Origin of the sequence: Desulfonema magnum (assembly GCF_017377395.1) — a bacterium.
In the GTDB taxonomy this organism is placed as follows: domain Bacteria; phylum Desulfobacterota; class Desulfobacteria; order Desulfobacterales; family 4be13; genus Desulfonema_C; species Desulfonema_C magnum.
Genome location: NZ_CP061800.1, coordinates 2,159,336 through 2,186,171, shown reverse-complemented (window position 1 = coordinate 2,186,171; position 26,836 = coordinate 2,159,336). Strand labels below are relative to the sequence as shown.

Sequence of the window (26,836 nt, the reverse complement as noted above, 5' to 3'; positions counted from 1 at the left end):
GGCAAAAGCATTCCCAAAATTTAATAAATTACTCGTTCCCAGGCTCCGCCTGGGAACGCATACCCCGAGGCTCCGCCTCGCATAGCATCGTATTCACCTGAATCATCGGCCGGACGTTGATACACGAGGCAGAGCCTCGCATGGCATCATTCACCTGAATCATCGGCCGGATGTTGATATACGAGGCAGAGCCTCGCATGGCATCATTCACCTGAATCATCGGCCGGATGTTGATACACGAGGCAGAGCCTCGGGTATGCGTTCCCAGGCAGAGCCTGGGAACGAGAACTGAGTTATTATTTTTATGAAACGTGTTTTTGGAAATACCAGCGGACTCAAGGCAAACCATATCCGCAGGCTTGAAAATCTGTATCGCCGCCGTGTTTCTCCGGAATTTCTTATTTCTTATGAACTTGCCCGGGACGTGACCCGGCTCTCTCATGAAATTCGCCGCCAAATCGGCCTTCTCATAGACCGCATGGGCAAGATCGCCTATGTCATTGCAGGGGATCATCAGCGGATTGTCATTCCGGATATCAGCCAGTACCGGGCCACCACCCCGGGACGTCTCAAAGGGCTGAGATGTCTTCACACCCATTTGAACAATGAACCCCTTACCGGCGATGACCTCACTGACCTTGCCTTTCTGAGGCTCGACATCATGGCGGCCGTCACAATAACCGGAGAGGGGCTTCCACATCAGATTCATATGGGGCATATTCTGCCCGGAGGTTCCCAAAACACGCCCTATGAAATCCTTCCGCCCCTGTCTCCGAATCAGTTGGATATCGGATGTCTTGAGCTTATCCAGGCCATTGAAGACGAACTTGCCCAGCTCAGAGCTTTATATGACGCGGATACTGGCAAAGAGCGCGCGCTCCTTGTCAGCGTCACCACCGCGCCCCGGCGGATCGCCATGGAATCATTGGCAGAGCTTGAAGAGCTTGTTTTATCCGGCGGCATTACAGTAGTTGAAACCGTGCTGCAACAACGCAAAGCTGTTGATTCCAGATTTCTGATCGGTCGCGGGAAGCTTCAGGAACTGGCGATTCTGGCGCTTCGGAAAGGGGCCACGGTTATTGTCTTTGATCAGGAACTGAATCCCTCCCAGATGCGTTCCATCACAGATCAGACCGATATGAAGATCATTGACAGGACCCAGCTCATTTTAGATATTTTTGCCCAGCGTGCGCAAACCAGGGAAGGAAAGCTTCAGGTTGAACTTGCCCAGCTCAAATATCTGCTGCCGCGTCTGATTACCAAGAACACGGCCATGTCCCGTCTCACCGGCGGTATCGGGGGCCGGGGACCCGGTGAGACAAAGCTGGAAATAAACCGGAGACGGGTGCGGGACCGGATCACACGCCTGACAAAAGCCCTGTCTCTTGTCAGAAAACAGCGAAAACAGCAGAAAACCCGGCGGGATAAAAAAGGGCTTCCGGTGATTTCCATTATCGGATATACCAATGCTGGAAAATCCACGCTGTTAAACACCCTTACAAAAAGCAGCGTGCTGGCTGAAAGCCGGCTGTTTGCCACGCTGGATCCTTCAAGCAGGCGTCTCCGATTTCCAAGAGATACAGAGGTCATTATCACAGATACAGTGGGATTCATCAAAGATCTGCCCAAGGACCTGATGGTTGCGTTTCGTGCCACTTTGGAAGAACTCGAAAGTGCGGACCTTCTGCTTCATGTGGTTGACATCAGCAATCCCCGTTTTGAGGCCCAGATCAGATCCGTGGAACGCATACTGACTGATCTGGATCTGAATGACATACCTGGCATATGTGTTCTCAACAAACAGGATTTGGTTGAAAAAGAAGCCATTGCTCCGCTCATCAGAAGCCTTGACGGAATTGCCATTTCAGCCAAGGACAGATCAACACTGATTCCCCTTATTGAAAAAATGGAAGGAATGATTCAGCGTCCTGATCAGAGATGAGCCGTCAGTTGTCAGTGATCGGTACCGGCCAGCCAGGTGCTTCCACGGTTATTTTTTTCTGCCGGCTCCCCCCTTCGACAAGCTCAGGGACCGGCATTCCCCGGACATACGCTGAAAACCGCCGGCTGACTGTTCAGTTTTATCCTCCTGCCTTCCCAAACACATGAATTCAGACTTCATTTCTTAATCTTCATTCTTTCATTTTAAAAATACAGGTTGCATTCCCATATAATATGTTGTATCTTTAAAAAGCGTTATATGAACAAATGCAATATTGTTCTGCTTCTCCGCTCTTCCTTTTCATGGCTCCCATACTTTTTGTCAGATCGGATTTTCTCCTTCGGTAAGGAAGAGAGAATTCATTGATATCTGCCTCTGACTCAGCATAGCTGATCTCAAATTCCTGAACAATATATCCTGAAAAAAGCAGACAGCGGATGAGCGTATAAAATTTTATAACGCTCATAACTTGGCACTCACAATAACATATAAACTCCCATGACCTGCGGACACAACAAAGCACGAAAAATTTATAATTTTTCCTAACACCTAACACCTAACACCTAACACCTGACACTTAACACCTGACACCTAACACCTGACACCTAACACCTGACACTTAACACCTAACACCTTTTTCATATAAACTCCCATGTCCTGCGGACACAACAAAGGATGAAACTTTTGATTTTTGGTTCAAAATGTCATAACTACTCTCAGAATAAATATTTATCAACAATTATAACAGGAAGGACGGTTATGACTAAAAAATCAGACACCCCGATTATTTCAGTAATGCATCCCGTTTGTTGCGGACTGGACGTTCACAAGAATATTATTTCAGCATGTCTTATTACTCTGAATCCCCTTGGCTCGCCGCAATATGAAGTGAGGGAATTCCCGACTTTTACAGACAGCCTTTTCCTTTTAAGGGACTGGCTGACCGACAATAATTGTCCGACAGTTGCAATGGAAAGTACAAGTGTGTATTGGCGTCCGGTTCACAATATCCTTGAAGGACATCTGGATGTTGTCCTGGTAAATGCGCGCCATATAAAAAATGTTCCCGGCAGAAAGACGGATACCGAGGACAGCAGATGGCTTGCCAATCTCCTTCGCCACGGGCTTGTGAAAGGCAGTTTTATTCCGGCAAAGGAAGTGAGACAATGGCGTGACCTGACAACGCTTCGGAAAAATTACACACAGACTCTCGGAGATTACAAGAGGCGTGTTCATAAACTGTTCGAGACCGCCAATATCAAAATCAGTTCTGTGGTGACCGATCTGTTCGGAGTGACAGGACGTAACCTGATCAGTCTCCTTTGTGACGAAGATGCGGATTTAAGCCTTGAAAATATTGAAAAATGTGCGAAAGGAAGTCTCGGTTCCAAAAGTGCGGAACTTCATCGCAGTATTCAGGGTTTTTTTGAAGATCACCATCGTTTTCAGTTAAAACTGCTTATGGATACAATTGAGGCAACGGAGCGGAATATTAAATCCGTAACTGCCCGTCTTGCCAGGCTTATGAGGCCTCATCAGGAAGTTTTGGATCGTCTGGACGAAGTATACGGGATTAACACAGTGGCCGGTCAGTCAGTGCTCAGTCATATAGGATTCACACTGGAAGAATTCGGAAATGAGGCTGCTTTCTGTTCCTGGGCAGGACTTTGTCCCGGAAATAATGAAAGTGCCGGCAAGCGTAAAAGCGGCAGGTCCCCGGTCCGAAATCATCCCTTTAAAACAGTCATGGTTGAAATTGCATGGTCTGCCATTAAGAAGAGGGACTCATATTATAAGGACAAATATTATCGTATAAAATATCGGCGCGGAGCCAAAAAAGCTGTTGTCGCAGTTGCTCACAGCATAGCAAAGGGAATTTATCATATAATAAAATACGGAGAATCTTTTGAGGATCTGGGTAAAGGATATCTTTCCGGCAAAAATCAGGAAAAAAAGATAAACAGACTAAAAAAACAGGCCGCACAGTTAGGATATGACCTGGTTGCTTCCGCTTAACAGAGAATAACCTTAAAATAAATTGAAAACTGTAAAGAATATGAAGAATATACCGAATCCGTTTTTTAACAGGAAAGGATAATAACAGCCTGATGTAAATAAAACTGAAGCACTTCACATTTTAAGGTCGGTGAAAAAATGGCGCCGCGAGCCCGATATAAACATGACCGGCCGGTCACCTGCACAACAAAATGTCAGCTCTTTTAAGAGACTACGAATATAAAACTTTTTTTTCAGGACCGGCCTCATTTTTTAAGAAGTGCGGAAATATTTTAAAAAGTCGTTCGGAGACTACGGGACAAGTGTTTTTTTACTCTGAATATCCGTATTCGGCAATTATTTTATTCAGATAACGAACTAAATTTATTTCTTATTAATTAGAGTTTCATATAAACTCCCATGTCCTGCGGACACAACAAAGGATGAAACTTTTGATTTTTGGTTCAAAATGTCATAACTACTCTCAGAATAAATATTTATCAACAATTATAACAGGAAGGACGGTTATGACTAAAAAATCAGACACCCCGATTATTTCAGTAATGCATCCCGTTTGTTGCGGACTGGACGTTCACAAGAATATTATTTCAGCATGTCTTATTACTCTGAATCCCCTTGGCTCGCCGCAATATGAAGTGAGGGAATTCCCGACTTTTACAGACAGCCTTTTCCTTTTAAGGGACTGGCTGACCGACAATAATTGTCCGACAGTTGCAATGGAAAGTACAAGTGTGTATTGGCGTCCGGTTCACAATATCCTTGAAGGACATCTGGATGTTGTCCTGGTAAATGCGCGCCATATAAAAAATGTTCCCGGCAGAAAGACGGATACCGAGGACAGCAGATGGCTTGCCAATCTCCTTCGCCACGGGCTTGTGAAAGGCAGTTTTATTCCGGCAAAGGAAGTGAGACAATGGCGTGACCTGACAACGCTTCGGAAAAATTACACACAGACTCTCGGAGATTACAAGAGGCGTGTTCATAAACTGTTCGAGACCGCCAATATCAAAATCAGTTCTGTGGTGACCGATCTGTTCGGAGTGACAGGACGTAACCTGATCAGTCTCCTTTGTGACGAAGATGCGGATTTAAGCCTTGAAAATATTGAAAAATGTGCGAAAGGAAGTCTCGGTTCCAAAAGTGCGGAACTTCATCGCAGTATTCAGGGTTTTTTTGAAGATCACCATCGTTTTCAGTTAAAACTGCTTATGGATACAATTGAGGCAACGGAGCGGAATATTAAATCCGTAACTGCCCGTCTTGCCAGGCTTATGAGGCCTCATCAGGAAGTTTTGGATCGTCTGGACGAAGTATACGGGATTAACACAGTGGCCGGTCAGTCAGTGCTCAGTCATATAGGATTCACACTGGAAGAATTCGGAAATGAGGCTGCTTTCTGTTCCTGGGCAGGACTTTGTCCCGGAAATAATGAAAGTGCCGGCAAGCGTAAAAGCGGCAGGTCCCCGGTCCGAAATCATCCCTTTAAAACAGTCATGGTTGAAATTGCATGGTCTGCCATTAAGAAGAGGGACTCATATTATAAGGACAAATATTATCGTATAAAATATCGGCGCGGAGCCAAAAAAGCTGTTGTCGCAGTTGCTCACAGCATAGCAAAGGGAATTTATCATATAATAAAATACGGAGAATCTTTTGAGGATCTGGGTAAAGGATATCTTTCCGGCAAAAATCAGGAAAAAAAGATAAACAGACTAAAAAAACAGGCCGCACAGTTAGGATATGACCTGGTTGCTTCCGCTTAACAGAGAATAACCTTAAAATAAATTGAAAACTGTAAAGAATATGAAGAATATACCGAATCCGTTTTTTAACAGGAAAGGATAATAACAGCCTGATGTAAATAAAACTGAAGCACTTCACATTTTAAGGTCGGTGAAAAAATGGCGCCGCGAGCCCGATATAAACATGACCGGCCGGTCACCTGCACAACAAAATGTCAGCTCTTTTAAGAGACTACGAATATAAAACTTTTTTTTCAGGACCGGCCTCATTTTTTAAGAAGTGCGGAAATATTTTAAAAAGTCGTTCGGAGACTACGGGACAAGTGTTTTTTTACTCTGAATATCCGTATTCGGCAATTATTTTATTCAGATAACGAACTAAATTTATTTCTTATTAATTAGAGTTTCATATAAACTCCCATGTCCTGCGGACACAACAAAGGATGAAACTTTTGATTTTTGGTTCAAAATGTCATAACTACTCTCAGAATAAATATTTATCAACAATTATAACAGGAAGGACGGTTATGACTAAAAAATCAGACACCCCGATTATTTCAGTAATGCATCCCGTTTGTTGCGGACTGGACGTTCACAAGAATATTATTTCAGCATGTCTTATTACTCTGAATCCCCTTGGCTCGCCGCAATATGAAGTGAGGGAATTCCCGACTTTTACAGACAGCCTTTTCCTTTTAAGGGACTGGCTGACCGACAATAATTGTCCGACAGTTGCAATGGAAAGTACAAGTGTGTATTGGCGTCCGGTTCACAATATCCTTGAAGGACATCTGGATGTTGTCCTGGTAAATGCGCGCCATATAAAAAATGTTCCCGGCAGAAAGACGGATACCGAGGACAGCAGATGGCTTGCCAATCTCCTTCGCCACGGGCTTGTGAAAGGCAGTTTTATTCCGGCAAAGGAAGTGAGACAATGGCGTGACCTGACAACGCTTCGGAAAAATTACACACAGACTCTCGGAGATTACAAGAGGCGTGTTCATAAACTGTTCGAGACCGCCAATATCAAAATCAGTTCTGTGGTGACCGATCTGTTCGGAGTGACAGGACGTAACCTGATCAGTCTCCTTTGTGACGAAGATGCGGATTTAAGCCTTGAAAATATTGAAAAATGTGCGAAAGGAAGTCTCGGTTCCAAAAGTGCGGAACTTCATCGCAGTATTCAGGGTTTTTTTGAAGATCACCATCGTTTTCAGTTAAAACTGCTTATGGATACAATTGAGGCAACGGAGCGGAATATTAAATCCGTAACTGCCCGTCTTGCCAGGCTTATGAGGCCTCATCAGGAAGTTTTGGATCGTCTGGACGAAGTATACGGGATTAACACAGTGGCCGGTCAGTCAGTGCTCAGTCATATAGGATTCACACTGGAAGAATTCGGAAATGAGGCTGCTTTCTGTTCCTGGGCAGGACTTTGTCCCGGAAATAATGAAAGTGCCGGCAAGCGTAAAAGCGGCAGGTCCCCGGTCCGAAATCATCCCTTTAAAACAGTCATGGTTGAAATTGCATGGTCTGCCATTAAGAAGAGGGACTCATATTATAAGGACAAATATTATCGTATAAAATATCGGCGCGGAGCCAAAAAAGCTGTTGTCGCAGTTGCTCACAGCATAGCAAAGGGAATTTATCATATAATAAAATACGGAGAATCTTTTGAGGATCTGGGTAAAGGATATCTTTCCGGCAAAAATCAGGAAAAAAAGATAAACAGACTAAAAAAACAGGCCGCACAGTTAGGATATGACCTGGTTGCTTCCGCTTAACAGAGAATAACCTTAAAATAAATTGAAAACTGTAAAGAATATGAAGAATATACCGAATCCGTTTTTTAACAGGAAAGGATAATAACAGCCTGATGTAAATAAAACTGAAGCACTTCACATTTTAAGGTCGGTGAAAAAATGGCGCCGCGAGCCCGATATAAACATGACCGGCCGGTCACCTGCACAACAAAATGTCAGCTCTTTTAAGAGACTACGAATATAAAACTTTTTTTTCAGGACCGGCCTCATTTTTTAAGAAGTGCGGAAATATTTTAAAAAGTCGTTCGGAGACTACGGGACAAGTGTTTTTTTACTCTGAATATCCGTATTCGGCAATTATTTTATTCAGATAACGAACTAAATTTATTTCTTATTAATTAGAGTTTCATATAAAAGTGAAATCAGCATTTCTCTCTTCTCATTTTTATACCAGTCAGATGTGATGGAAAATAAAATGAAACGCTTGAAAATAATAATATCGGCTTTTATGATGATGTCTGGTATCGCTGTCTGTCTGCCGTTTTATACAGCCGCGGAACAAATCGGCTTTGATATGAACAGGAACGTTCCGGATACGTCATTTCTGAAATCTGAACATATTAAATCAGATGATGCGTTTTCGGATACAGGGACTCAGCCATATCCGGAAGATTATTCATATGGGAATGATATTTGGATGGGGGATATCTGTGATTCTTTTTTCCCCGGGGATACCATGTTTCATTTTAGCTGGCCCAAAGTCTGTGATGGTGATTTTTATCTTTGGAATTACAATGATATTTTAAATCCCACAAAGGCTCATGAACCAGCATTCAGGCTTGATGGCTTTGAGAGCGCGTATATGTCCTATTCTTTCGGAGGAGAACATGAAATTACAACTGCTTACTCCGGAATCAGCAACGAGGAAAGCGGAAATCTCAAACATAAGGACAGCAAATATCAGGTCAGGATGAAAACCCATATAAATATATTGGATATGGCAATCCATTATAGCGAAATAAAACAAAAACGAACCGACTATGAAAGACTGATGACAGGGGCCGTATCGGATGAAGATGCCACAATACCGGTCAGATGGCGGTTTCTTTCCGCGGGGTTAAAGAGCAAAATTGCAGGCGTAGGCATTCATGCGGAAGGAGGGCACGCGTGGCTCACGCTTGATGATGAAACAGAGCCGTCCGTTAATGAGACCCTGGCAAAAGATCATTCTAAATTTCTTGTCGGTGTTGACTACACCTTTGAAAATGAATTATATCTGATTTTAGAGTATTATCAGGAAGGCGAGGGAAAAACTTCGCCAGATAAATATACGTTAAATGACAGACTGGGATATCTTTCCGATGAGCGGGATACAATCGGAAGGGACAATGTGCTTGTCGGTGCCAAATATCCCATCGCGGATGTGACATCCATTGAACTCTACAATATTATCAATGCGAATGACTCATCCGTCATAATGAATCCGTGGTTTGTCTGGAACCCGGAAGACGATATTCGTGTGAAATTTTCCGCCCAGATTCCCATTGGAAAGGAAGAAAGCGCGGTGGGACAGGCACATCCTTCCGCTTTTGCACACATTGAACTGAATTTTTAGAAAATCCGTTATCAGCCGCGACAAACAAATAAACGCTCATAAAAAAGCCGGGTTTTTCGCCCTCGGTTATGAAAATGTTTTCAGATAAAAAACCCGGCTTTTCAAAATGTATTTTCACGGTAAAAAAAATATGTTGATTATAACGGATTTAGGGGAGGGCCGAGCAAGCCTCGTAAAGGGGGGGCATATTCACAGCATGATTTGCTACAAATATGCCGCCCCTACGGGGCTTTGCCTGCCCGGCATGATTTGCTACAGATATGCCGCCCCCGCGGGGCTTTACCGCATATGCATCAGGCTAAGATCGTAACTCATTGTTTTTATTAACCCGTGATCTGCCGGACGGGGTTTGCAACCCCGTCCGAAATATTTTCCGACCCCCGAAAACAAACGTTTCGGACGGGGTTGCAAACCCCGTCCGGCAGTCTTAGCCTGATGCATATGGGGCTTTACCGGCCTCCCCTAACTCCGTTATAATCAGCAAATAAGTACCTGAGCAAAAATTTTTTATACATCTTTTTTTTCTGTGAGCGGCGGAGAAACCCGGCTTTTTCCTTTGTCGGAGAGGCATCATTCCGGAAAAAAAGCCGGGTTTCTTCCCGGGCAAATATTGAAAACTTATGGTTAGGTACTTATGTTCTCTCTGTCTCCTCAGATACCAATAAAAAATCAGGGTGCTGCCGAGTCATTCCCTGGGAATACGCCAGGTGCGGAGACATCTCGCCGGAGATCCGACAGGGTGCTGACCTGGGGTGATGAAAATGTTTACAAGGCTCTGAAAAAGCTGATCCCGTTTTTGTTCCCCGCATTTTTTAACTTCCTGATTTTTAACTCATAAAAAATTTGCGGAATAAAAATGGGATCGCAATTGTCAGCCCGGTTTGTGACATTTTCATCACCCCAGTGCTGACCTGTGACTCAGTTCTGTGTACCGGGCGAGGCATCCCCTTCCCGGTTCTTATTGCAGCAATAATATGACAAGCCTGCCAAAACCTCAAAACCCTTTCCTGATATCACTGCCCCCCGTTAGCCGGACACTTTATGACATGGGGAATTTTGTCTGATAACCCGATGATCAAGTATCATAACATTCCTTGATGTTATGAATATTTCACCTGATACCTTACCCAATGATTCTCGTTTGGATAAAAATTCTGTCTTTTCAAAACAGGAAATTTCTGATATAAAAAAAGATCGCTAAATTTTCAGATAACACTTCAACATATTAGAATAAAACTCATTATCATGGCATCAGAAAAGACCCGTCGGACCAGAACAGGGGCCGCTTCCTTATCGGAGTTTTCCCGAAGGTCTTTTTTTAGAAGAATGAAAAAACATGGTGTTTAAAATCCAAAACCGGGCGATTTCGGATTTTTATCTTTTTCATTTTTTTACCGTGAAAATACATTTTGAAAACCCGGGTTTTTTGTCTGAAAATATTTTCTGATTATAATGGATTTAGGGGAGGCCGGCCAAGCCCCGTGGGGACAGCATATTTGTAGCATTCATCATGCCGGGCCGGCCAAGCCCCGTGGGGGCGGCATATTTGTAGCATTCATCATGCTGCGAATATGCCGCCCCTACGGGGCTTGGCCGGGGCTTGCAAACCTGCTGCTACAAATATGCCGCCCTTACAGGGCTTGATCGGCCCTCCCCTAAATCCGTTATAATCAGAATATTTTCATGACCAGGGGCGAAAAACCCGGCTTTTTCATGAGCGTTTATTATCTGTTTCAAAAGCTTAATTTATATCTCCGGTACTTGCGGGGGCGAAATTTATCCGCACATATATGTCCGGTTCCATTGAGATTTTCCTTAAAACCTTTTAATTTCAGAATGATAAAAAATATCACTATGAAGATATGCAAATTGCAATATAAAATAGTATATAAAAAATAAGTGTTATAAAAAGGAGGATTTTAACATGGCTTTAGACGTTGCTGTAAAAAAGAACTGGATAGAGATTCAGAAAAAATTTAACGTTCCGGTCAATGCCATAGGGGTTAAAATAAAACCAAAAGATCAGAAAACCCTGAAAGTTTGGAAAGAAGAAGGCATTGATCAATTCATGAAAAAATAGAAAAACTTTAATGTGTTCTTATTGTAAAATCGGAGAAGAGGGGATATTCCGGTGAATAAACGGCCGCACTATCCCTTCACTTTTTTCATCTATGAAATTCATCTGTTCATTTAACCCGATGTTCAAATTTTTTCTGTCATTCCCTTCGAATCGGGGCAAAAAAACCTGATCATCGAGTTTAAAGACCTGAGCAAAAATTTTTTATATATTTTTTTTCGTGAGCAGGGAAAAAATCGGCTTTTCTCCGCCGTCGGGAAAAACTGATTCTGTGAAAAAAACGGGATTTCTTCCCCGGGCAAATATCGAAAAGCTTATGATTAGGTACTTCATCCGGGTTATTATCACGGGCACATGTTCCCAAATACCAATGATTAAGAAATGAGGGTGAACCTAAAAAAACAGCCTGCCTTATCTGTCTGATTTTAAAATTTATATCAGAATGTACCAGTTCATACATTCTCGTTCCTGAATCAAAGTGGTTTTCACAAAATATTCGGGTCCGTATTACTCGATAATCAAATTTTTTGATCCGATCCGGCAGACCTGTTTGTCCTTCAGAAAGCAGGAATGACAAAAAAAACTTGATCATCGAGTAATAACCATTGTATTCTCTTGACTCTTTAATGCAAAATTTATATAATATACTATTAAATCAATTAAAACAGATATAGCAGATCAGCGGGGTTTTGAAAACCTCTCGGATATCTTCTGAAAAATCTCATAATAACTTGTTTGATAAAGTAGTAGCAAATTGGAAAATAGCCGATTCCGATTCAGCAGGCCTGGTATGATACGGCTTAATTATTTGTAACATCAACATTAAGCATATTCTGAAGCTGTGCCAATATAGCTTTTGTAGGAAACAGCTTTTTTCTTTTTCAGATATTTTTCGTATGTATATCAATAAGCTGTCATATTCATAGGCAAATTCGGAATACGAGTGGGAATCCTAATTTGAAGACGATATTGGTAGTAGATGATGATAAGATGATTCTTCGCCTCGCCACAGAGGCCCTCATATCCTATGGGGAAGGATTCAACGTCATAACTGCGTCAAACGGCCAGGAAGCTTTGGATATCCTTAATAGTTCCAATATTGATTTTGTTATAACAGACATTAAAATGCCTGTAATGGACGGGTATGAGCTGCTGTCTCACATGACCAGGGATCATCGGAATATTCCGATTCTCGTGATGACAGGATTCAACACCCCCGGACTGGAAAAGCGTCTCAAACAGAAAGGTATTTTGCATTTCATAGAAAAGCCATTTGAAATCAATTTGTTAAGAAAAAAAATATCTGATACCTTTGCTGCCAGTTCCAAAGGATTTATTCATGGTTTCACTCTGGCTAATTTTCTCCAGGCCGTTGAAGTCGAACAAAAGAGTATTACGCTCAGAATAAAATCGGAAAGCAGGGTCGGTTATCTTTATCTTGACGACGGTGTTCTGATTGACGCGGAAACTGATGACTTAAAAAGTGAAAAAGCTGCTGTGGAAATGCTTTGCTGGAATGACGCTCATATAGAGATATTGGGCATGTGCAGGAAAGAAAGAACCATTGACACACCGCTCATGCCCATATTGCTTGAAGCTTCCAAAATAAAGGACGAAAAAAACGAATCTGCCCGTCCCCATGATGATGAATTAGAAGAGGCCATCCGACTGGCCGAAGGCCATCATTTTAAAGAGGCCCAGGCCATGATGGCGAATTTTTTAAAAAAAGACCCTTGCAGCTTCAGGGGGTGGCTATGGTGTTCCCGTATCGTGCTTTCTGTGAAATCCGCAGACGCATTTCTTAAAAGAGCCGCAAAGTTTGCTCCTCAGCACCCTGAAATTCTTGAAGACTTAAAAAAATTCGATCTTTCCAAGAAAAAAATAAAAGCGCGTCATGTACGACGCTGTCCCTTCTGCTGGTCCCTGATAGAAATGAAATCCCTCCGATGCCACTATTGCAAAGCGCATTTACTAATACACAATCAGTTCTTTACATGTTTAGGTGAGGCAAATCAGGATATTCTGGAAAAGGCGGTTGAAAGATATACAAGAGTTATTGGGAGAGAAAAAAATATCAATGCCTATTACTATCTGAGCATTGCCCACCTCAATCTTCGGCACTGGGAAGAAACACTTAATCTGTTTCATAAAACCGTCAAACTGGCGCCGGAAAAGAAAATTTTTTCAGATCAGCTCCGCAGACTGCTGAACCACATGGCCCTGCAATCTTCAAGTGATACTTTTGAAAAAGAGAAACCTGTCCGGAAAAAGGCAACCTCTGCTTCTGACACAGACACTAAAAAGAAAAAAATTCTTGTGGTGGAGGACAGCCCTACCACCAGGAAAGTCATATCCATAACACTGGGTCAGAAAGGATATGATATCATAGAAGCAAGGGACGGCCTTGAAGCTTTAAGCCGGCTGAATGAGGAAAGCCCGAATCTGATATTGCTGGATATCATTTTGCCCAAAATGGACGGATACAAAATTCTTTCCATTATAAAAGACAATGAATTGTTTAAGAATATTCCCGTGATTATGCTGACAAGCAAAGACGGCATGATCAGTAAATGGAAAGGCAAACGGGCCGGTGCCACCGCTTATCTGACCAAACCTTTTAAACCGGAAAAACTGGTCGAGGCTATTGAAAAATATATTTGAAACTCGAAACTTGAAACTTGAAACTTGGAAGAGTCATATATTCACATAAGGATTTGCAAAAAATAACATACCTGAAATACGGCTGTATTTTCCCCATATTCCCAACACGGGAATATTATTTATTCTGATTATAACGGATTTAGGGAAGGCCGGGAAAGCCCCGTAGGGGCGGCATGTTTGTAGCATCCGTTTATCATGCCGGGCCGGGAAAGCCCCGTGGGGGCGGCATGTTTGCAGCATCCGTTTATCATGCCGGGCCGGGAAAGCCCCGCGGGGGCGGCATGTTTGCATGCTACAAATATACCGTCCCCTGCGGGGTTTGGCGGGGACCTGCAAACCTGCTGCTACAAATATGCCGCCCCTGCGGGGTTTGGCGGGGACCTGCAAACCTGCTGCTACAAATATGCCGCCCCTGCGGGGTTTGGTCGGCCTCCCCTACATCCGTTATAATCAGTATTTATTGGACTTCCCTAAGAAAATCCGCCGGACATCCAAATTTCAAGTTTCAAGTTTCAAGTTTCAAGTTTCAAGTTTCAAGTTTCGAGTTTCGAGTTTCAAGTTTCGAGTTTCAAGTTTCAAGTTTCAAATTTCAAATTTCAAAGAGGAGGACATATGGGAAAAAATAAAATCTTGGTGGCCGACGACAGCCCCACCCATTTGAAACTGGTCAGTGCGCCCCTCATAAATCAGGGATATGAAGTGGTGACAGCAGCAGATGGCGAAGAGGCTTTCCAAAAAGTGGAATTTGAGAAACCTGCATTGGCTGTTTTGGATGTGGTCATGCCAAAGCTCAACGGATTCAAGGTTTGCAGAAAGATCAAAACATCGCCTGAACTGAAAAATATCAAGGTGATCTTATGTACCAGTAAAAATCAGGAAAGCGATGAATTCTGGGGAAAAAAACAGGGCGCGGACGCGTATATCACCAAACCCTTTAAAAACGAGGAACTGCTGAGTGCTGTTGCCAAACTGTTATGACAAGCACACTGTCCGGATTGTTCTGTATCTGCCAAACATTTCTCAGAAGCCAATAACACCAAATGCCAGGAGATAAATCTTTATACATGGTTAAAAAAGATATCCAAGACCGGACCGCTATCCCTCTGGAGGATCTGATTGCTGAAATTGACATGAAGACAGACCAGGCTGCTGAGAAATCTGAACCTGCGTCTGGCAGCTCCGTGCCCGTTTACGCCAAACAGTACCTCAGATTTTTTTTAAACGACATTATGCTGGCTTTTCCGCTTTCCGGAGCTTTGGAAATCATTGGTCACCAACCGGATATTTCACCGTTGCCCAATTTGCCGGACTGGGTTCTGGGTGTCAGCAATATACGAGGAGAGATCATTTCAGTTGTTGATCTCAAAGCCTTTTTCAGATTATCTCAACATCAGTCCGAAACATCCAAAAGAGTCATCATTGTACATAATCAGAACATGAAAGCAGGGATCATTGTGGATAGAATTATGGGAATTTTTTCCGTGAATCAGAAAGATATGGATAACGCCCGGAACAGCCCTTATGAAAAAGGAGAAATTTCTTCTTATATTTCAGACGTTATTGTGCTGACGGAAAAAAACGAAGATATTTTGTTAAATATTTTTGACATAGATAAGTTTTTGTCTTCCGACCGCATGACTGCTTTCAGAACAGAATAAGAAATTAGGGAACTTCACATAATAAAATACCCGAATTCAGGTTCCGGGGCAGGTGCGGCAATGCCTGCCTTACGCGGATAGGCGGACAGAATATCCGGCAGGGCTTTGCCTCGGCCGCTCTGCATTTCGGGTATTTTATTTTTGAAAAAAACCCTTTGTTATGAGTTGTCACGTATCAGTTATGAGAGATTAACTGTTACTGACTGATAAGTACCTAACCATAAGTTTTCGATATTTGCCCGGGAAAGAAACCCGGCTTTTTTCCCCGGAATGATCCGCCTCCCGTGAGGGAGAAAGCCGGGTTTCTCCGCCGTTCACAGAAAAAAAGATGTATAAACAGTAGATCGAAAAGTTTTCAGGCTGTCACAGGGCGGACGGGGGAGAAACCCCATATGCATCAGGCTAAGGATTTTTATGATTCCGGAACTCCCGAAAATCAAGGTTTTGCATTTCGGCTGCCATTCAGTCTGATCTGACAAAATCAGTATGTTACCTCCTTAACTTGATGCGTATGGGGAGAAACCCGGCTTTTTCCGGCGGGAGAGCGTTCCGTCCTGAAAAAAAAAGCCGGGTTTCTTTGCTGTCCCGCATACAATCCGGAAATTTTTCGATCTACTGATAAAAGATTTTTGATCGGGTACTTACAATTTAAAATAATATTTGTCCGGGGAAGATTGTGTCTTATTGTACCGCACAAGACTGAGGACTGCCGGCTGACAGCCGACAACCGACATCTGAAAAAGGAGTTTTTCATGCCCAGGTCATCCTGTGATGAGATTGTGCAAGGATATATTGAAGAAGTAAAAACTTATATTCCTTCCCTGATACAGGGATTAGAAACCCTCGAGGAAAGACCTGATCAGAGTGAAGTGCTTGAGGAGACCTACAGGCTGGTTCACACGATAAAAGGAGCATCCGCAATGGTGGGAATATACGGATTAAGCCATATTGCCTGCCAGATGGAAGATGCGCTTGACGATATTATCGCGGAGCAACTTGCTTTCACGGATGAAATCTTTCGGATAATGTTTCGAACGGTTGATTATTTCCAGACATATTGTGATGATTTCCTCGAAAAAGGAGTGGATGCGCAGAATATGCTCAGGGATACTGTCCTGGCTTTCAGACGCATACGAATGCTCCCCTCGGACGGCGATGCAGATGCGTTGAGGAAGCTTCTGGAAATTGTTCCGGAGCGCGAGGGCGGAGGCACCGAACCCGAGGAGGACGCCCGGACAGAAGTATCAGAGGTATCTTTTAGTCCTTCTCAGGCTGATGACAGAGAACAGGAAGAACCGGAAGACAACGACATATGGGATTTGGAAAAAGAATTCAGGTCCGGGACATGGGAAGATGAAGAAGCCAGATTGTGGTACGGTGAGGAATTTGAGGTGGGCCTCGGTGAGGAGGAGAATCTTCCGGCGGATCCGTATGAGGACGAAGAAGCTTTAATCGCCCTTTTGGAATCCGCTCCGGAGGCTGATGCAGGTATTGAAAATTTAGAAGAAAAAACTGGCTCGGAAGTCACCTGGCACTCCCCGGATGACCCCCTGCCTGAACTGCTGGACAGCTTTTATGAAGAAGCTGAGGAACATTTTCAATATATGGAGCGGTCTCTGAATCTCCTTGAATCTCAGATCATCGAGCCAGTCACCATATCGCCGTCTCAGAAAGAGGCCATATGTCAGCTCAGGCGTTCTGTACACACGCTGAAAGGGGCCTCGGCCGTGATCGGAATCCCGAATATTTCCGCGTTTGCTCACAATGCGGAGGACCTTTTGGACTGGCTTTATGAGAGAGCAGAACAAATCACCCCGGAAATTGTGTCTGTGCTGGGAGAGTCCGCGGACCTGCTGGGGCGTATTATTGCACAGCCCCAGAATGCACATGCTTCAAAAGCCCGGTTGTTAAAAGAGCAATACCAGGAAATCATGGGGAACAGCGGTTTATATTCCCCTGATACCGATGTCGGAGAAACAGATGATCTGACAGTGATGGCTGAGAAAGAGACCGGTGTGGCCCGGGATGAAAGCGGCGAGCCCTCACCTGTCTGTTATGAATTGTTCGATGATGTGTCAGAACATGACATCGGGCCGGATATGCCTTCGTACCAAACCAAAACGCTGAGGGTGGTAACGGAGCGAGTGGATGATCTGGTGAATCTCGCAGGTGAGCTGATTATTGTCTCAAGCGCATTTGAGCAAAAAATGGACAGCTTCATGAATGCCATAAATGAACTCGAATTATCCCGTAACCGGCTGAGAGATATCGCCAGAGAGATGGAAGTCGGTTATGAGGTGAAGGCCCTGGAACACCTTCGGACACCGAGGTCCGAACTTCGGGATTCCGCGTTCCGAGACTTTGATACCCTTGAACTGGATCGCTATTCCGAACTCAGCCTCATTATTCGCACGCTCAATGAATCCGTTATTGATGTCGGGGCGATTAACACAAACTTGGCGAATATTTACAGCGAGTTTGACGGTCATCTCAGTCGGAATCGGGTCATTCTCAGTGAACTCCAGAATAAAATGATGCGGGTTCGCATGACCCCCATGCAGACCATCGCCAACAAACTGCGCCGGACCGTCCATGAAGTTGCCGGCAAACTGGGAAAAAAAATCAGGCTGATCATAGAAGGGGCGGATATTGAGTTGGACAGAGTCATATGGGAAAAAATCACAGACCCTCTGATGCATATAGTCAGGAATGCCTCGGATCATGGCATTGAATCTCCGGAAATTCGCCGGAATTTAGGAAAACCTCTGTTCGGAACTGTGAAACTGTCAGCCCTTCGTGAGGGAAACCAGGTCGTCATACGCGTTGCAGATGACGGCGGAGGGCTGAATTATGAGTCTCTCAGGATGGCTGCCCGTAAAGCCGGTCTGTCAGACAACGTAAATGAAATGTCCGAAGATGAGCTGGCAAATCTCATCTTTCAACCCGGATTCTCCACTCGTGAAAAAATCAGCGAAATATCAGGCCGCGGCATAGGAATGGACGTTGTCAAAGAAAATATTAATGAACTTAAAGGCGTTATAAGAGTCGCTTCGTGGAAAGACAAGGGTACACAGTTTACGATTCGCATTCCCCTGACACTGGCAGTGGTCAAGGCATTATTATTCACAGCCGGAGGACAGACCTTTGCCGTGGCACTGAATGAGATAAAGGAAATCCTTCGCATTGACCCGCGTAACATCACACACGAAATAGAAAAAGTGGTGAAGATCGGTGACGAAATTTTACCGCTTTATTACCTGACCCGTGTTCTGAATATGGTAAAAGAGGATGCGGAAAAATCGTTTTATAATGACACACCGGAGGGGGGGCTCGGCATTTCAACGAGATCAGATCATCCGCTTGTACTGGTAGCCGAGTCCGGGGGCAGGCGGGGAGTCATCGTGATTGGCACGCTGATAGGTCAGCGGGAGATTGTTATTAAAAGTACAGGCTCACATCTTCGTTATGTAAAAGGCGTGTCCGGAGTGACCATTCTGGGGGACGGGAGCGTGGTTCCCATACTGAATGTGGAAGAAATTCTGCAAACGCAAATGACGGAAATATCCGCCGAAACCATGACTTCGATGGAGAATCTTATGACAGAAAAACCACCGGAGATCATGGTGGTGGATGATTCTGTCAGTATCAGACAGGTAGTTTCCAGGTTGATGAAAGATCAGGGATGGAAAGTGGTGACTGCCAAAGACGGTATTGACGCGCTGGAAAAGCTGAGAAACAGCCGGCCGGATATGATTGTGCTTGATATTGAGATGCCGCGTATGAATGGCTATGAATTTCTCAGCGTCATCAGGGTTCAGCCTGCTTATGAGAACATCCCGGTTGTTATGCTGACATCAAGGACAGCAGCAAAGCATCGGGATAAAGCCATCTCGCTGGGGGTAAAAGGGTTTGTTATCAAACCTTATAATGATAATGAATTTATTGAGCTTGTCCTAAAACTGACAGGCCGGGAGGCTTGAAACTGACTATAACGGATTTTGGGGAGGCCGGGTCCCGCCCCGAAGAGAGTGGAATGCCCGTTTGGACAAGCTCAACGGACGATCATAGTCCAGGAATGCCCGTTTGGACAGCTCAACGGACGATCATAGCCCCCTGAGCCTGTCGGATCATAGCCCCCTGAGCCTGTCGAAGGGGCTCTAAAATCCGTTATAATCAGGCTTGAAACTGGAAACTGATCACTGTAAATTTTTTAGAATCAAGAAATGTTATAATTTCTTATATCGTCTGAAAGGAAACTGAAACCTATGGCAACTTTACTCAAAATATTAGCTGTTCCTGTGCTGATAGTCCTTGTGATTATTATTTCCGCGGCACTGTTTATCGGAGGTGGGTATGTCCTTTCTCTGATCGTTCCATTGACATTATTTCAAGCGTCCCTGCTTTCCATGGGTTCCACGTTTGTTTTTGCTTTTATTATTTCCGTCCTATTGGTTGGTGAACCAATGGCTAAGTTGCTAATCAACCCAAGAAGATTTCCTCACTATTATTATGAAGACGATGAATATGATGATGATGAGGAGGAGGAGGATGAGGATGAGGAATATGAGGAAGAAGATGATGAATATGATGAAAGATTAAATAAAATTAACATATCAGACAGAAAGAAGCTTACTGTTATAAACACACGGAAAGTTGGCAGAAATGAACCCTGTCCTTGCGGAAGCGGTAAAAAATACAAGCATTGCTGCGGAAAATAAAAACTTGAAATTTCAAATTTCAAATTTCAAATGACAAATGACAAACGAACAAAAGGAATTATTGCTTTTTCAGGTAGGAAACAGACAATTTGGTTTGGATTTACCGCTTGTCAAAAGCATACACAGAGCAAAGCGTTTCCTGGAACAAGGGGCAGGGGAAAACATTCCGATATATGATCTTTCTCTTATGCTGGGACAAGATTCATCTTCGCATCATCCGGGAAGTAAAAAAATAATGATTGTGGGCAATGAGGAATATTCCCTAGGGCTGAAAGTGGATCATGTGGATGGCGTGGTTTCGGTCAGTAATGAGCAGATAAAATGGCTTTCGCCTATTTTCAAGGGGCCTTCACTGAATTGTTTCCCACGTGTCCTGAAACAAAATAATCATCTCATTCTCCTTTTAAATCCGAAAGGAATTGAATCATTGAATATGGAAGACAGAACACCGGATGCAGAAACGCTTTGTCCGGAGCTTCGTCCGCCTTCCATTCAGGAGGAATGTGAATTTATGGAAGCTGATTCATTGGAGACCCGTCCTGATGCTGATATCAAATCCCCTTCGCCACTGGCAGAGAATGATCTTCAGCTCCTTTTTAAACAACATATTGATTCTGAAAAACTGGAAAGCTTTCTGACCCAGATGATCGATGAGGAGACGATTTCAGATATGATCATGCGTATATCCGCTCGGATTCTTGAGGAAAGCATTACTTGTGAAATAGGAAAGGTGGGAGAAATCCTGAGAAAAAGGATGGCAGAAAAGAGTCTGAAAAATGCAAACAAATAATTCCTTTGGAACTCATAACTCAAAATTCGAACAAAAAGTCATCATTTTCCCTGCACTGACCCCGTCGCAACTTTCTTGCGGACAAGTCTTTTTCTTATTCAGTGTGCGCCAGGTGGAAGATATCATAAAAAACACCTCCGTGCATCCGGTTCCCTTTTCATCGCCTTATATAGAAGGGATTACCATATGGCGGGATCAAGTTGTGCCTGTAATATCCCTGGAAGAATGTATGGGAATGGAAAGCACAACTTCAGGAAGCGGTTTCAGACTGCTTTCCACCCGTCTGATAATCATTCGAATACTCCCTTCTTTTTCCCTTACGGATGATGAGAAAAATGAGAAAGTTTCCTCGGCACACGGAGATATTCTTCCCACAGCAGGGGGGAAAAAAAATTTTTCGTTCACGCAAGAAGAAAGGGATGCTTTCTTTCCCGCAGAGGAATATGAGGGCGGGGCGCGAATCATGCTCAGAGTCGCGCCTGGCATCCGCATGCTTTCTCTTCCCATTTCATGTACCCCCCTCCCTTTGGCTTCTGTCGAATGGATACCTAAAAAGGAACTGGTAAGAGGTGTTTATGAATGGGAAGAAGGATATCTGACCGTAGCCCATATGGAAAAAATTTTCAAAGGTCACTAATGCTTCAGACTCAAAATAAACGCTCATGAAAAAGCCGGTTTTTTCGCCCCCGGTCATAAAAATATTTTCAGATAAAAAACCCGGATTTCTTCCCGGGCAAATATTGAAAACTTATGGTTAGGTACTTAATTTCTCCAGTTTAAAATTAGGAAATCTTTATGTATAGAAAAACAATTTTGGAGAACGGCATACGGATCATCACAGAAACAATGGAATCGGTGCGCTCCGTGTCTGTGGGGGTCATGATAGACGCTGGCCCCCGGGATGAAACACCACAACAAGCTGGTCTCGCTCATTTGGCGGAACATGCCATGTTCCAGGGAACCAGCAGCCGGAACGCGATGCAAATTGCCCGTCTGATAGATTCGGCAGGAGGACAGACAGGTGCTTTTACCACCCGCGATTACACCTGCTATACGGCCACTGTGCTGGATGATTATTGTACTTATGCCCTTGACCTTCTGGGTGATATTCTGCTCAACTCGATCTTCCCGCCTGAGGCGCTGGAGCGGGAGAAAAGAGCTATCTTATGCGAGACAGACGCCGCACGGGACATACCTGATGAGCGGGTACATGATCTTCTCAAGGCTTTTGTATGGTCCGGCCATCATCTCGGACGGTCGGTGGCGGGTCATCCGGACAGCGTCAGAACCCTGACACGGGAAGATGTGATTTATTTTGTGCATGAACATTATCTGTCCGACCGTCTGATTATCGCTGCCGCGGGTCAGGTTCGGCACGAGGATTTTGTGGCCCAGGTACGGGATGCTTTCTGGCGTATGTTACCCCCCGTGAAAGAGGATGAGACATCGGACAGACAGCATAAAAAACTGGCCTTTCAGGACGGGGTAGTCATGGAACATATACCAGTTTCCCAGACTTATTTTTCCGTGGGAATCCGTACGCATCCTTACACTTATCCGGGGCGATATGGACTGTATGTTCTGAATAACATCCTGGGCAGCGGAATCAGTTCCCGGCTTTTTCGCCGTATGCGTGAGGAACGCGGGCTGGTTTATAATATCAGCTCCGAGTATCATGCCTATCGTGATGACGGAATTCTGATGATCGAAGGAAGCACGACACCGGAATATCTCATGCAGGTTCTGGGACTGACTTTGGTTGAGCTGTGGAAATTAATCTCCGGCGAGGAGCCCGCGGACGAAGAAGAATTGTGGAAAGCCAAAATGAACCTCAGGGGACAGTTTATGATCGCCTCGGAAAACACCAACACCCGAATGAGTCGTCTGGCCACCCAGGAATTCTATTTTGGGCGGCACATCCCGGCTGAGGAAATTCTGACGAAGATTGACGCAGTGGATATTCAGACGTTTCAGCATCTGGCTAATGACGGGCTTACAGATGCACTCACCCGGGGGGCTGTTGCCGTAGTCGGGCCTGAGGGAAACCCTGACCATTACAGCATTTCATCAATTAAAGATTTGTTGAAATTCGAAATTTGAAATTTGAAATTCGAAACTCGAAACTCGAAACTCGGAACAGTTACATATGCAAACATGAAAAGCTGCCGTCCAAATTTCAAGTTTCAAATTTCAAGTTTCAAGTTACAGAGGAGGAAAAAGATGGCTGATGATAAAATTCTGATAGTAGAGGACAGTCCTACCAATTTGCGCCTGATTAAGGACTTGCTGAAAACCAAGGGGTATAAAGTTGTCACTGCCATTGACGGGGAAGAAGCATTGGAAAAGGCCGTTTCCGAACATCCTCGTCTCATGGTTCTGGATATTATCCTGCCTAAAAAGAACGGATTCCAGGTGTGTCGGCAGTTGAAAACCTCTCCTGACACCCAGGATATCAAAATTATCATGCTGACCAGTAAAACTCAGGACAGCGACCGCTTTTGGGGCCTGAAGCAGGGAGCGGATGAATATATGACCAAACCGTTTGATAATAACGAACTGCTGGCCAATGTCGCGAAATTTTTGTGATACATCTGCTGTCACTTATCAGTCTTCAGGAATCAGCTTTTGGCTTTTGACTTTCAGTTTTCGGCCTCGGGACTTCTGTTCCGACTGAAAACTGAAAGCGGATTCCTGAAGACTAAAAAAAGGAGTTTTTTTATGGAAAGCAAAAAAATTTTTCTTACCCGGACACAGGCATTTTTCAAACACCTGACGAGTCTGGGAGCATTCAGGAATATCAAAGAAAGCATTCGTAAGAAGTTATTGTTCTGGTTCATAATACTGGGGCTTATTCCCCTTGTTATCCTTGCAGGATTCGCTTATTATAACTCAAAAAAAGCGCTGATGGAAAAGGCTTTCGAGAATTTGCAAACTCTTGAAAGCAACAAGGCCAATGCAATCAGAAAACATTTTGCTGATCACCATAAAGACATGAAGGCCCTGATGGAATCAGTAAAAACCCTACGTTCCAAAGCTTTTAAACAACTTGTATCCATACAGCAGCTTAAAAAAGGGCTGATTGAGAACTATTTTAGCGAGCGTCTGAAAAATGTGGATATTCTCTCCCGAATGCCTCTCATGGCTGAAACTATGGCGGCCTTTAAAAAAGCCGCGGGATCCGTTGGCGGATCAGAATGGCGGAATGTGGAGCGGATTTATGGGGCTTTTCTTGTCAATTTCACTGAAAATTATGGGTATTATGATACGTTTTTAGTCTCTCCCCAGGGCGATATTCTTTATACCGTGGCTCAGGAATCGGATATGGGACAGAATTTGAAAACCGGTGAGCTGAAGGACGGTCCCGCAGGAGAGGCTTTCCAAAACGGACTGAAAGGACTTACGTTTCAGGATTTCGGAGAACATACACCTACAGGCGGGGTGCCTGCTGCTTTTATTTCCGCACCCATAAAAGAAAAAGATCAGATAACGGGTGTGGTCATGGTTCAGGTTTCCATTGATCAGATCAATGCTATCATGCAGGAACGTACTGGCATGGGGGAAACCGGCGAAACATATCTGGTCGGTGAGGACAGGCTCTTCCGTTCTGACTCCCTTTATGAAAAAGAGAGTACGGTCATGAATCCGGCGTTTGTGGTGGACACAAAGGAAGTATCCGAGGCGCTGACAGGCATATCCGGTCAGGGGGTTGTCATTGACTACCGGGGGGAATACGCGTTGTCTTCCTGGATGCCTGTGAACATCCGGGGGGTCACATGGGCCATGATGGCGGAGACAGATGTGACCGAAGCCTTTGTCCCCAAAGAAGAGGGCAAAGATAAGGACTTTCTCAGAAAATATAAGGAAAGATACGGTTATCATGATCTTTATATGATCAACCCGGATGGCTATCTTTTTTACAGTGTTGAAAAAGGACCGGATTTTCGAAGCAATATACTGACCGGTCCCTATAAGGATTCCAATCTGGGCCGACTGGTGGCGGATGTGTTGGAAAAGAAAACATTCGGAATGGCTGACTTTAAAAAATATGCTCCCCGGAAGGACGAACCCGCGGCGTTTCTTGCCATACCCGTGATCGGCGACGATGGTGAGGCGCAAGTTATTCTGGCCGCGCAATTGTCAATTGAGCAAATCAACAAAGTGATGCTGGATCGCACAGGACTGGGAGAAACTGGCGAGACCTATCTCGTCGGGGCAGACAAAATGTTTCGCAGCAATTCTTCTTTTCTGAAGGATTCTGTCATGAATCCCGCTCAGAAAGTTGACACAGATGCCTCAAAAAATGCGCTGAACGGAAAAAAAGGGATTGATATCATTTATGACTACCGGGGGACGGAGGTGTTAAGTGCCTGGTCATCCATCCTAGTTTCGCCGCCTTCCAAAGTAAACCCCAAAGGAATTAAATGGGCGGTAATTGCCCAGTTTGACTATTCAGAAGTGAACAGACCGGTAACTTGGATGCTGTGGATCAGCATCTTCCTGTTCGCGGGCGCTGCCGTCACAGTAATAACAGGCGCATTCATTCTTTCAGAGGGTCTCACCACCCAGGTGAACCATATTATGGCACTTTTCGGAGAAATCGGCATTGGTAATTTTAAAGCTCGTACCCCTGTTGTCACCCAGGACGAGCTGGGAACCATGGCTTTTTCTCTTAACGCCATGCTTGATAATCTTGTTTCGCTTGTGCAGACAAGCGAGGAACGTGATGCCATGCAGGCCTCGGTTATGAAACTTCTGACGGAGATCAGTGAACTGGCTCACGGGGATCTGACCAAACGGGCCGAGGTGACTGAGGATTTTACCGGTGCCATTGCCGATTCATTCAATGATATGGCAGAACAGATCGGTCATGTGGTTCGGAATGTTAAAGATGTCACCCTTCAGGTCAGCGCCACTTCCAAATATGTCAGTGATTCAACTGAAAATCTTGCTGAAACAAGCGAGATGCAGGCGGCGCGGATGGCCGGAGCCATTGAGGCCATTAATGAAATGGCACTTTCCATCCAGCAGGTTGCTGAAAATGCGGGTCAGTGTGCGGTGGTGTCGGAAGACTCGACAGCACATGCCAAGGACGGAGCCAGGGCGGTTCGGGATACCAACGGAGCCATGGAATCCATTCGGGATCATGTGCAGGAGACAGCCAGGGCAATCAAGCGTCTGGGAGAGAGTTCCCAGGAAATCGGAAACATTGTTCAGCTGATCAATGATATTGCGGACCGTACCTCCATCCTTGCCCTGAACGCTTCCATTCAGGCCGCCATGGCAGGCGATGCCGGGCGGGGTTTCGCTGTGGTGGCAGAGGAGGTGCAGCGACTGGCCGAGCGTTCCACCAATGCGACCAAACAAATTGACACCCTGATAAAGAATATCCAAGGTGAAATCAGCGAAGCCGGAACCAGTATGGAAGAGAGTATCCAGCGAGTTGTCGAAGGTTCCAAACTGGCTGACGGCGCTTATGAAAAGCTTCAGGAGATTGAGACAGTTACAACCCGTCTCGGAGACCTGATCCGGTCTATTTCCATGGCTTCAAAACAGCAGGCCGCAGCTTCGGAAAACATTGCCGGCATAATGGAAGACGTGGGCAAAGTCAGTTCTCAGACCTCAGCCGCAAGCCAGCAGACAGCCAGCTCCATGAAAAGCCTTGCGGAAATGTCCGACAAGTTGAATGAGTCGGTATCTGTTTTTAAACTGGAAGAAGAAGAGGAAGACTTGAAATAGCGGACAGAAACGAAGTTTTAAAAAAAAACTTCGTTTCTTCCAAATCTCACAGTAACAACGAACATCAAGTTTCCGCGTGCTGCGGATTCCTGCTTTCGCTGGAATGACAAAAAACTTG

At 44.5% G+C, this 26,836-nt stretch carries 20 protein-coding genes; 18 read left to right on the top strand and 2 right to left on the bottom strand.

Annotated features, from left to right (window positions below; genetic code table 11):
- Positions 1-28: 28 nt before the first annotated feature.
- On the bottom strand, positions 29-199 hold the full coding sequence (locus dnm_RS08785) for a hypothetical protein (RefSeq protein ID WP_207682290.1): 171 nt from the start codon (positions 197-199) through the stop codon (positions 29-31).
- Between the two features lie 105 nt (positions 200-304).
- On the opposite strand from dnm_RS08785, the gene hflX reads away from it, so the two are divergent.
- Complete coding sequence (gene hflX, locus dnm_RS08780; RefSeq protein ID WP_207682289.1) at positions 305-1,942, top strand: GTPase HflX; 1,638 nt, start codon at positions 305-307, stop codon at positions 1,940-1,942.
- Positions 1,943-2,186: 244 nt separating this feature from the next.
- On the opposite strand, the gene dnm_RS08775 is transcribed toward hflX, so the two are convergent.
- Entirely contained in the window at positions 2,187-2,408 is a 222-nt protein-coding gene (locus dnm_RS08775) for a hypothetical protein (RefSeq protein ID WP_207682288.1), read from the bottom strand.
- A gap of 293 nt (positions 2,409-2,701) precedes the next feature.
- On the opposite strand from dnm_RS08775, the gene dnm_RS08770 reads away from it, so the two are divergent.
- From dnm_RS08770 to dnm_RS08695, 17 genes are all read left to right on the top strand, one after another.
- Positions 2,702-3,958, top strand: a complete 1,257-nt coding sequence (locus tag dnm_RS08770) for an IS110 family RNA-guided transposase (protein ID WP_207677974.1) — start codon at positions 2,702-2,704, stop codon at positions 3,956-3,958.
- Between the two features lie 506 nt (positions 3,959-4,464).
- Positions 4,465-5,721, top strand: coding sequence for an IS110 family RNA-guided transposase (locus tag dnm_RS08765; protein WP_207677974.1), 1,257 nt, complete (start codon positions 4,465-4,467; stop codon positions 5,719-5,721).
- A 506-nt stretch (positions 5,722-6,227) separates the two neighbouring features.
- Positions 6,228-7,484 (top strand): IS110 family RNA-guided transposase, encoded by a 1,257-nt coding sequence (locus dnm_RS08760; protein ID WP_207677974.1) that lies wholly within the window; start codon positions 6,228-6,230, stop codon positions 7,482-7,484.
- Positions 7,485-7,938: 454 nt separating this feature from the next.
- Positions 7,939-9,078, top strand: a complete 1,140-nt coding sequence (locus dnm_RS08755) for a hypothetical protein (RefSeq protein ID WP_207682287.1) — start codon at positions 7,939-7,941, stop codon at positions 9,076-9,078.
- A gap of 1,924 nt (positions 9,079-11,002) precedes the next feature.
- Entirely contained in the window at positions 11,003-11,158 is a 156-nt protein-coding gene (locus dnm_RS08750) for a hypothetical protein (protein WP_207682286.1), read from the top strand.
- A 954-nt stretch (positions 11,159-12,112) separates the two neighbouring features.
- On the top strand, positions 12,113-13,816 hold the full coding sequence (locus dnm_RS08745; protein WP_207682285.1) for a response regulator: 1,704 nt from the start codon (positions 12,113-12,115) through the stop codon (positions 13,814-13,816).
- A 173-nt stretch (positions 13,817-13,989) separates the two neighbouring features.
- The gene (locus tag dnm_RS08740; RefSeq protein WP_207682284.1) at positions 13,990-14,442 is read left to right on the top strand and encodes a hypothetical protein; all 453 of its coding nucleotides are present in this window, start codon (positions 13,990-13,992) and stop codon (positions 14,440-14,442) included.
- On the top strand, positions 14,429-14,794 hold the full coding sequence (locus dnm_RS08735; protein ID WP_207682283.1) for a response regulator: 366 nt from the start codon (positions 14,429-14,431) through the stop codon (positions 14,792-14,794). Before dnm_RS08740 ends, dnm_RS08735 begins: the two co-directional genes overlap by 14 nt.
- Positions 14,795-14,880: 86 nt before the next feature.
- Positions 14,881-15,474: a chemotaxis protein CheW gene (locus dnm_RS08730; RefSeq protein WP_207682282.1), complete on the top strand. Its 594-nt coding sequence runs from the start codon at positions 14,881-14,883 to the stop codon at positions 15,472-15,474.
- A 752-nt stretch (positions 15,475-16,226) separates the two neighbouring features.
- Positions 16,227-19,454 (top strand): hybrid sensor histidine kinase/response regulator, encoded by a 3,228-nt coding sequence (locus tag dnm_RS08725; RefSeq protein ID WP_207682281.1) that lies wholly within the window; start codon positions 16,227-16,229, stop codon positions 19,452-19,454.
- Between the two features lie 285 nt (positions 19,455-19,739).
- Positions 19,740-20,192 (top strand): SEC-C metal-binding domain-containing protein, encoded by a 453-nt coding sequence (locus dnm_RS30830; protein ID WP_246556265.1) that lies wholly within the window; start codon positions 19,740-19,742, stop codon positions 20,190-20,192.
- A 37-nt stretch (positions 20,193-20,229) separates the two neighbouring features.
- Positions 20,230-20,982 carry a chemotaxis protein CheW gene (locus dnm_RS08715; protein ID WP_207682280.1) on the top strand — a complete coding sequence of 251 codons (753 nt, stop codon included), beginning with the start codon at positions 20,230-20,232 and terminating at the stop codon, positions 20,980-20,982.
- Positions 20,969-21,619 (top strand): chemotaxis protein CheW, encoded by a 651-nt coding sequence (locus dnm_RS08710; RefSeq protein ID WP_276571868.1) that lies wholly within the window; start codon positions 20,969-20,971, stop codon positions 21,617-21,619. The genes dnm_RS08715 and dnm_RS08710 overlap by 14 nt, the downstream gene beginning before the upstream one ends.
- A gap of 158 nt (positions 21,620-21,777) precedes the next feature.
- Entirely contained in the window at positions 21,778-23,082 is a 1,305-nt protein-coding gene (locus dnm_RS08705; RefSeq protein ID WP_207682278.1) for a M16 family metallopeptidase, read from the top strand.
- On the top strand, positions 23,079-23,210 hold the full coding sequence (locus dnm_RS31220; protein ID WP_276571867.1) for a hypothetical protein: 132 nt from the start codon (positions 23,079-23,081) through the stop codon (positions 23,208-23,210). The genes dnm_RS08705 and dnm_RS31220 overlap by 4 nt, the downstream gene beginning before the upstream one ends.
- Positions 23,203-23,568, top strand: a complete 366-nt coding sequence (locus dnm_RS08700) for a response regulator (protein WP_207682277.1) — start codon at positions 23,203-23,205, stop codon at positions 23,566-23,568. The genes dnm_RS31220 and dnm_RS08700 overlap by 8 nt, the downstream gene beginning before the upstream one ends.
- Before the next feature lie 132 nt (positions 23,569-23,700).
- A complete protein-coding gene (locus tag dnm_RS08695) occupies positions 23,701-26,718 on the top strand; it encodes a methyl-accepting chemotaxis protein (RefSeq protein ID WP_207682276.1) in 3,018 nt (1,005 codons plus the stop codon).
- Positions 26,719-26,836 lie beyond the last annotated feature (118 nt).

What these genes read in the sequence shown, in the direction of transcription:
- dnm_RS08785 (WP_207682290.1), bottom strand. Translation starts at nt 199, where the DNA reads ATGCGAGGCTCTGCCTCGTATATCAACATCCGGCCGATGATTCAGGTG.
- hflX (WP_207682289.1), top strand. Translation starts at nt 305, where the DNA reads ATGAAACGTGTTTTTGGAAATACCAGCGGACTCAAGGCAAACCATATC.
- dnm_RS08775 (WP_207682288.1), bottom strand. Translation starts at nt 2,408, where the DNA reads ATGAGCGTTATAAAATTTTATACGCTCATCCGCTGTCTGCTTTTTTCA.
- dnm_RS08770 (WP_207677974.1), top strand. Translation starts at nt 2,702, where the DNA reads ATGACTAAAAAATCAGACACCCCGATTATTTCAGTAATGCATCCCGTT.
- dnm_RS08765 (WP_207677974.1), top strand. Translation starts at nt 4,465, where the DNA reads ATGACTAAAAAATCAGACACCCCGATTATTTCAGTAATGCATCCCGTT.
- dnm_RS08760 (WP_207677974.1), top strand. Translation starts at nt 6,228, where the DNA reads ATGACTAAAAAATCAGACACCCCGATTATTTCAGTAATGCATCCCGTT.
- dnm_RS08755 (WP_207682287.1), top strand. Translation starts at nt 7,939, where the DNA reads ATGAAACGCTTGAAAATAATAATATCGGCTTTTATGATGATGTCTGGT.
- dnm_RS08750 (WP_207682286.1), top strand. Translation starts at nt 11,003, where the DNA reads ATGGCTTTAGACGTTGCTGTAAAAAAGAACTGGATAGAGATTCAGAAA.
- dnm_RS08740 (WP_207682284.1), top strand. Translation starts at nt 13,990, where the DNA reads ATGTTTGTAGCATCCGTTTATCATGCCGGGCCGGGAAAGCCCCGTGGG.
- dnm_RS08735 (WP_207682283.1), top strand. Translation starts at nt 14,429, where the DNA reads ATGGGAAAAAATAAAATCTTGGTGGCCGACGACAGCCCCACCCATTTG.
- dnm_RS08730 (WP_207682282.1), top strand. Translation starts at nt 14,881, where the DNA reads ATGGTTAAAAAAGATATCCAAGACCGGACCGCTATCCCTCTGGAGGAT.
- dnm_RS08725 (WP_207682281.1), top strand. Translation starts at nt 16,227, where the DNA reads ATGCCCAGGTCATCCTGTGATGAGATTGTGCAAGGATATATTGAAGAA.
- dnm_RS30830 (WP_246556265.1), top strand. Translation starts at nt 19,740, where the DNA reads ATGGCAACTTTACTCAAAATATTAGCTGTTCCTGTGCTGATAGTCCTT.
- dnm_RS08715 (WP_207682280.1), top strand. Translation starts at nt 20,230, where the DNA reads ATGACAAACGAACAAAAGGAATTATTGCTTTTTCAGGTAGGAAACAGA.
- dnm_RS08710 (WP_276571868.1), top strand. Translation starts at nt 20,969, where the DNA reads ATGCAAACAAATAATTCCTTTGGAACTCATAACTCAAAATTCGAACAA.
- dnm_RS08705 (WP_207682278.1), top strand. Translation starts at nt 21,778, where the DNA reads ATGTATAGAAAAACAATTTTGGAGAACGGCATACGGATCATCACAGAA.
- dnm_RS08700 (WP_207682277.1), top strand. Translation starts at nt 23,203, where the DNA reads ATGGCTGATGATAAAATTCTGATAGTAGAGGACAGTCCTACCAATTTG.
- dnm_RS08695 (WP_207682276.1), top strand. Translation starts at nt 23,701, where the DNA reads ATGGAAAGCAAAAAAATTTTTCTTACCCGGACACAGGCATTTTTCAAA.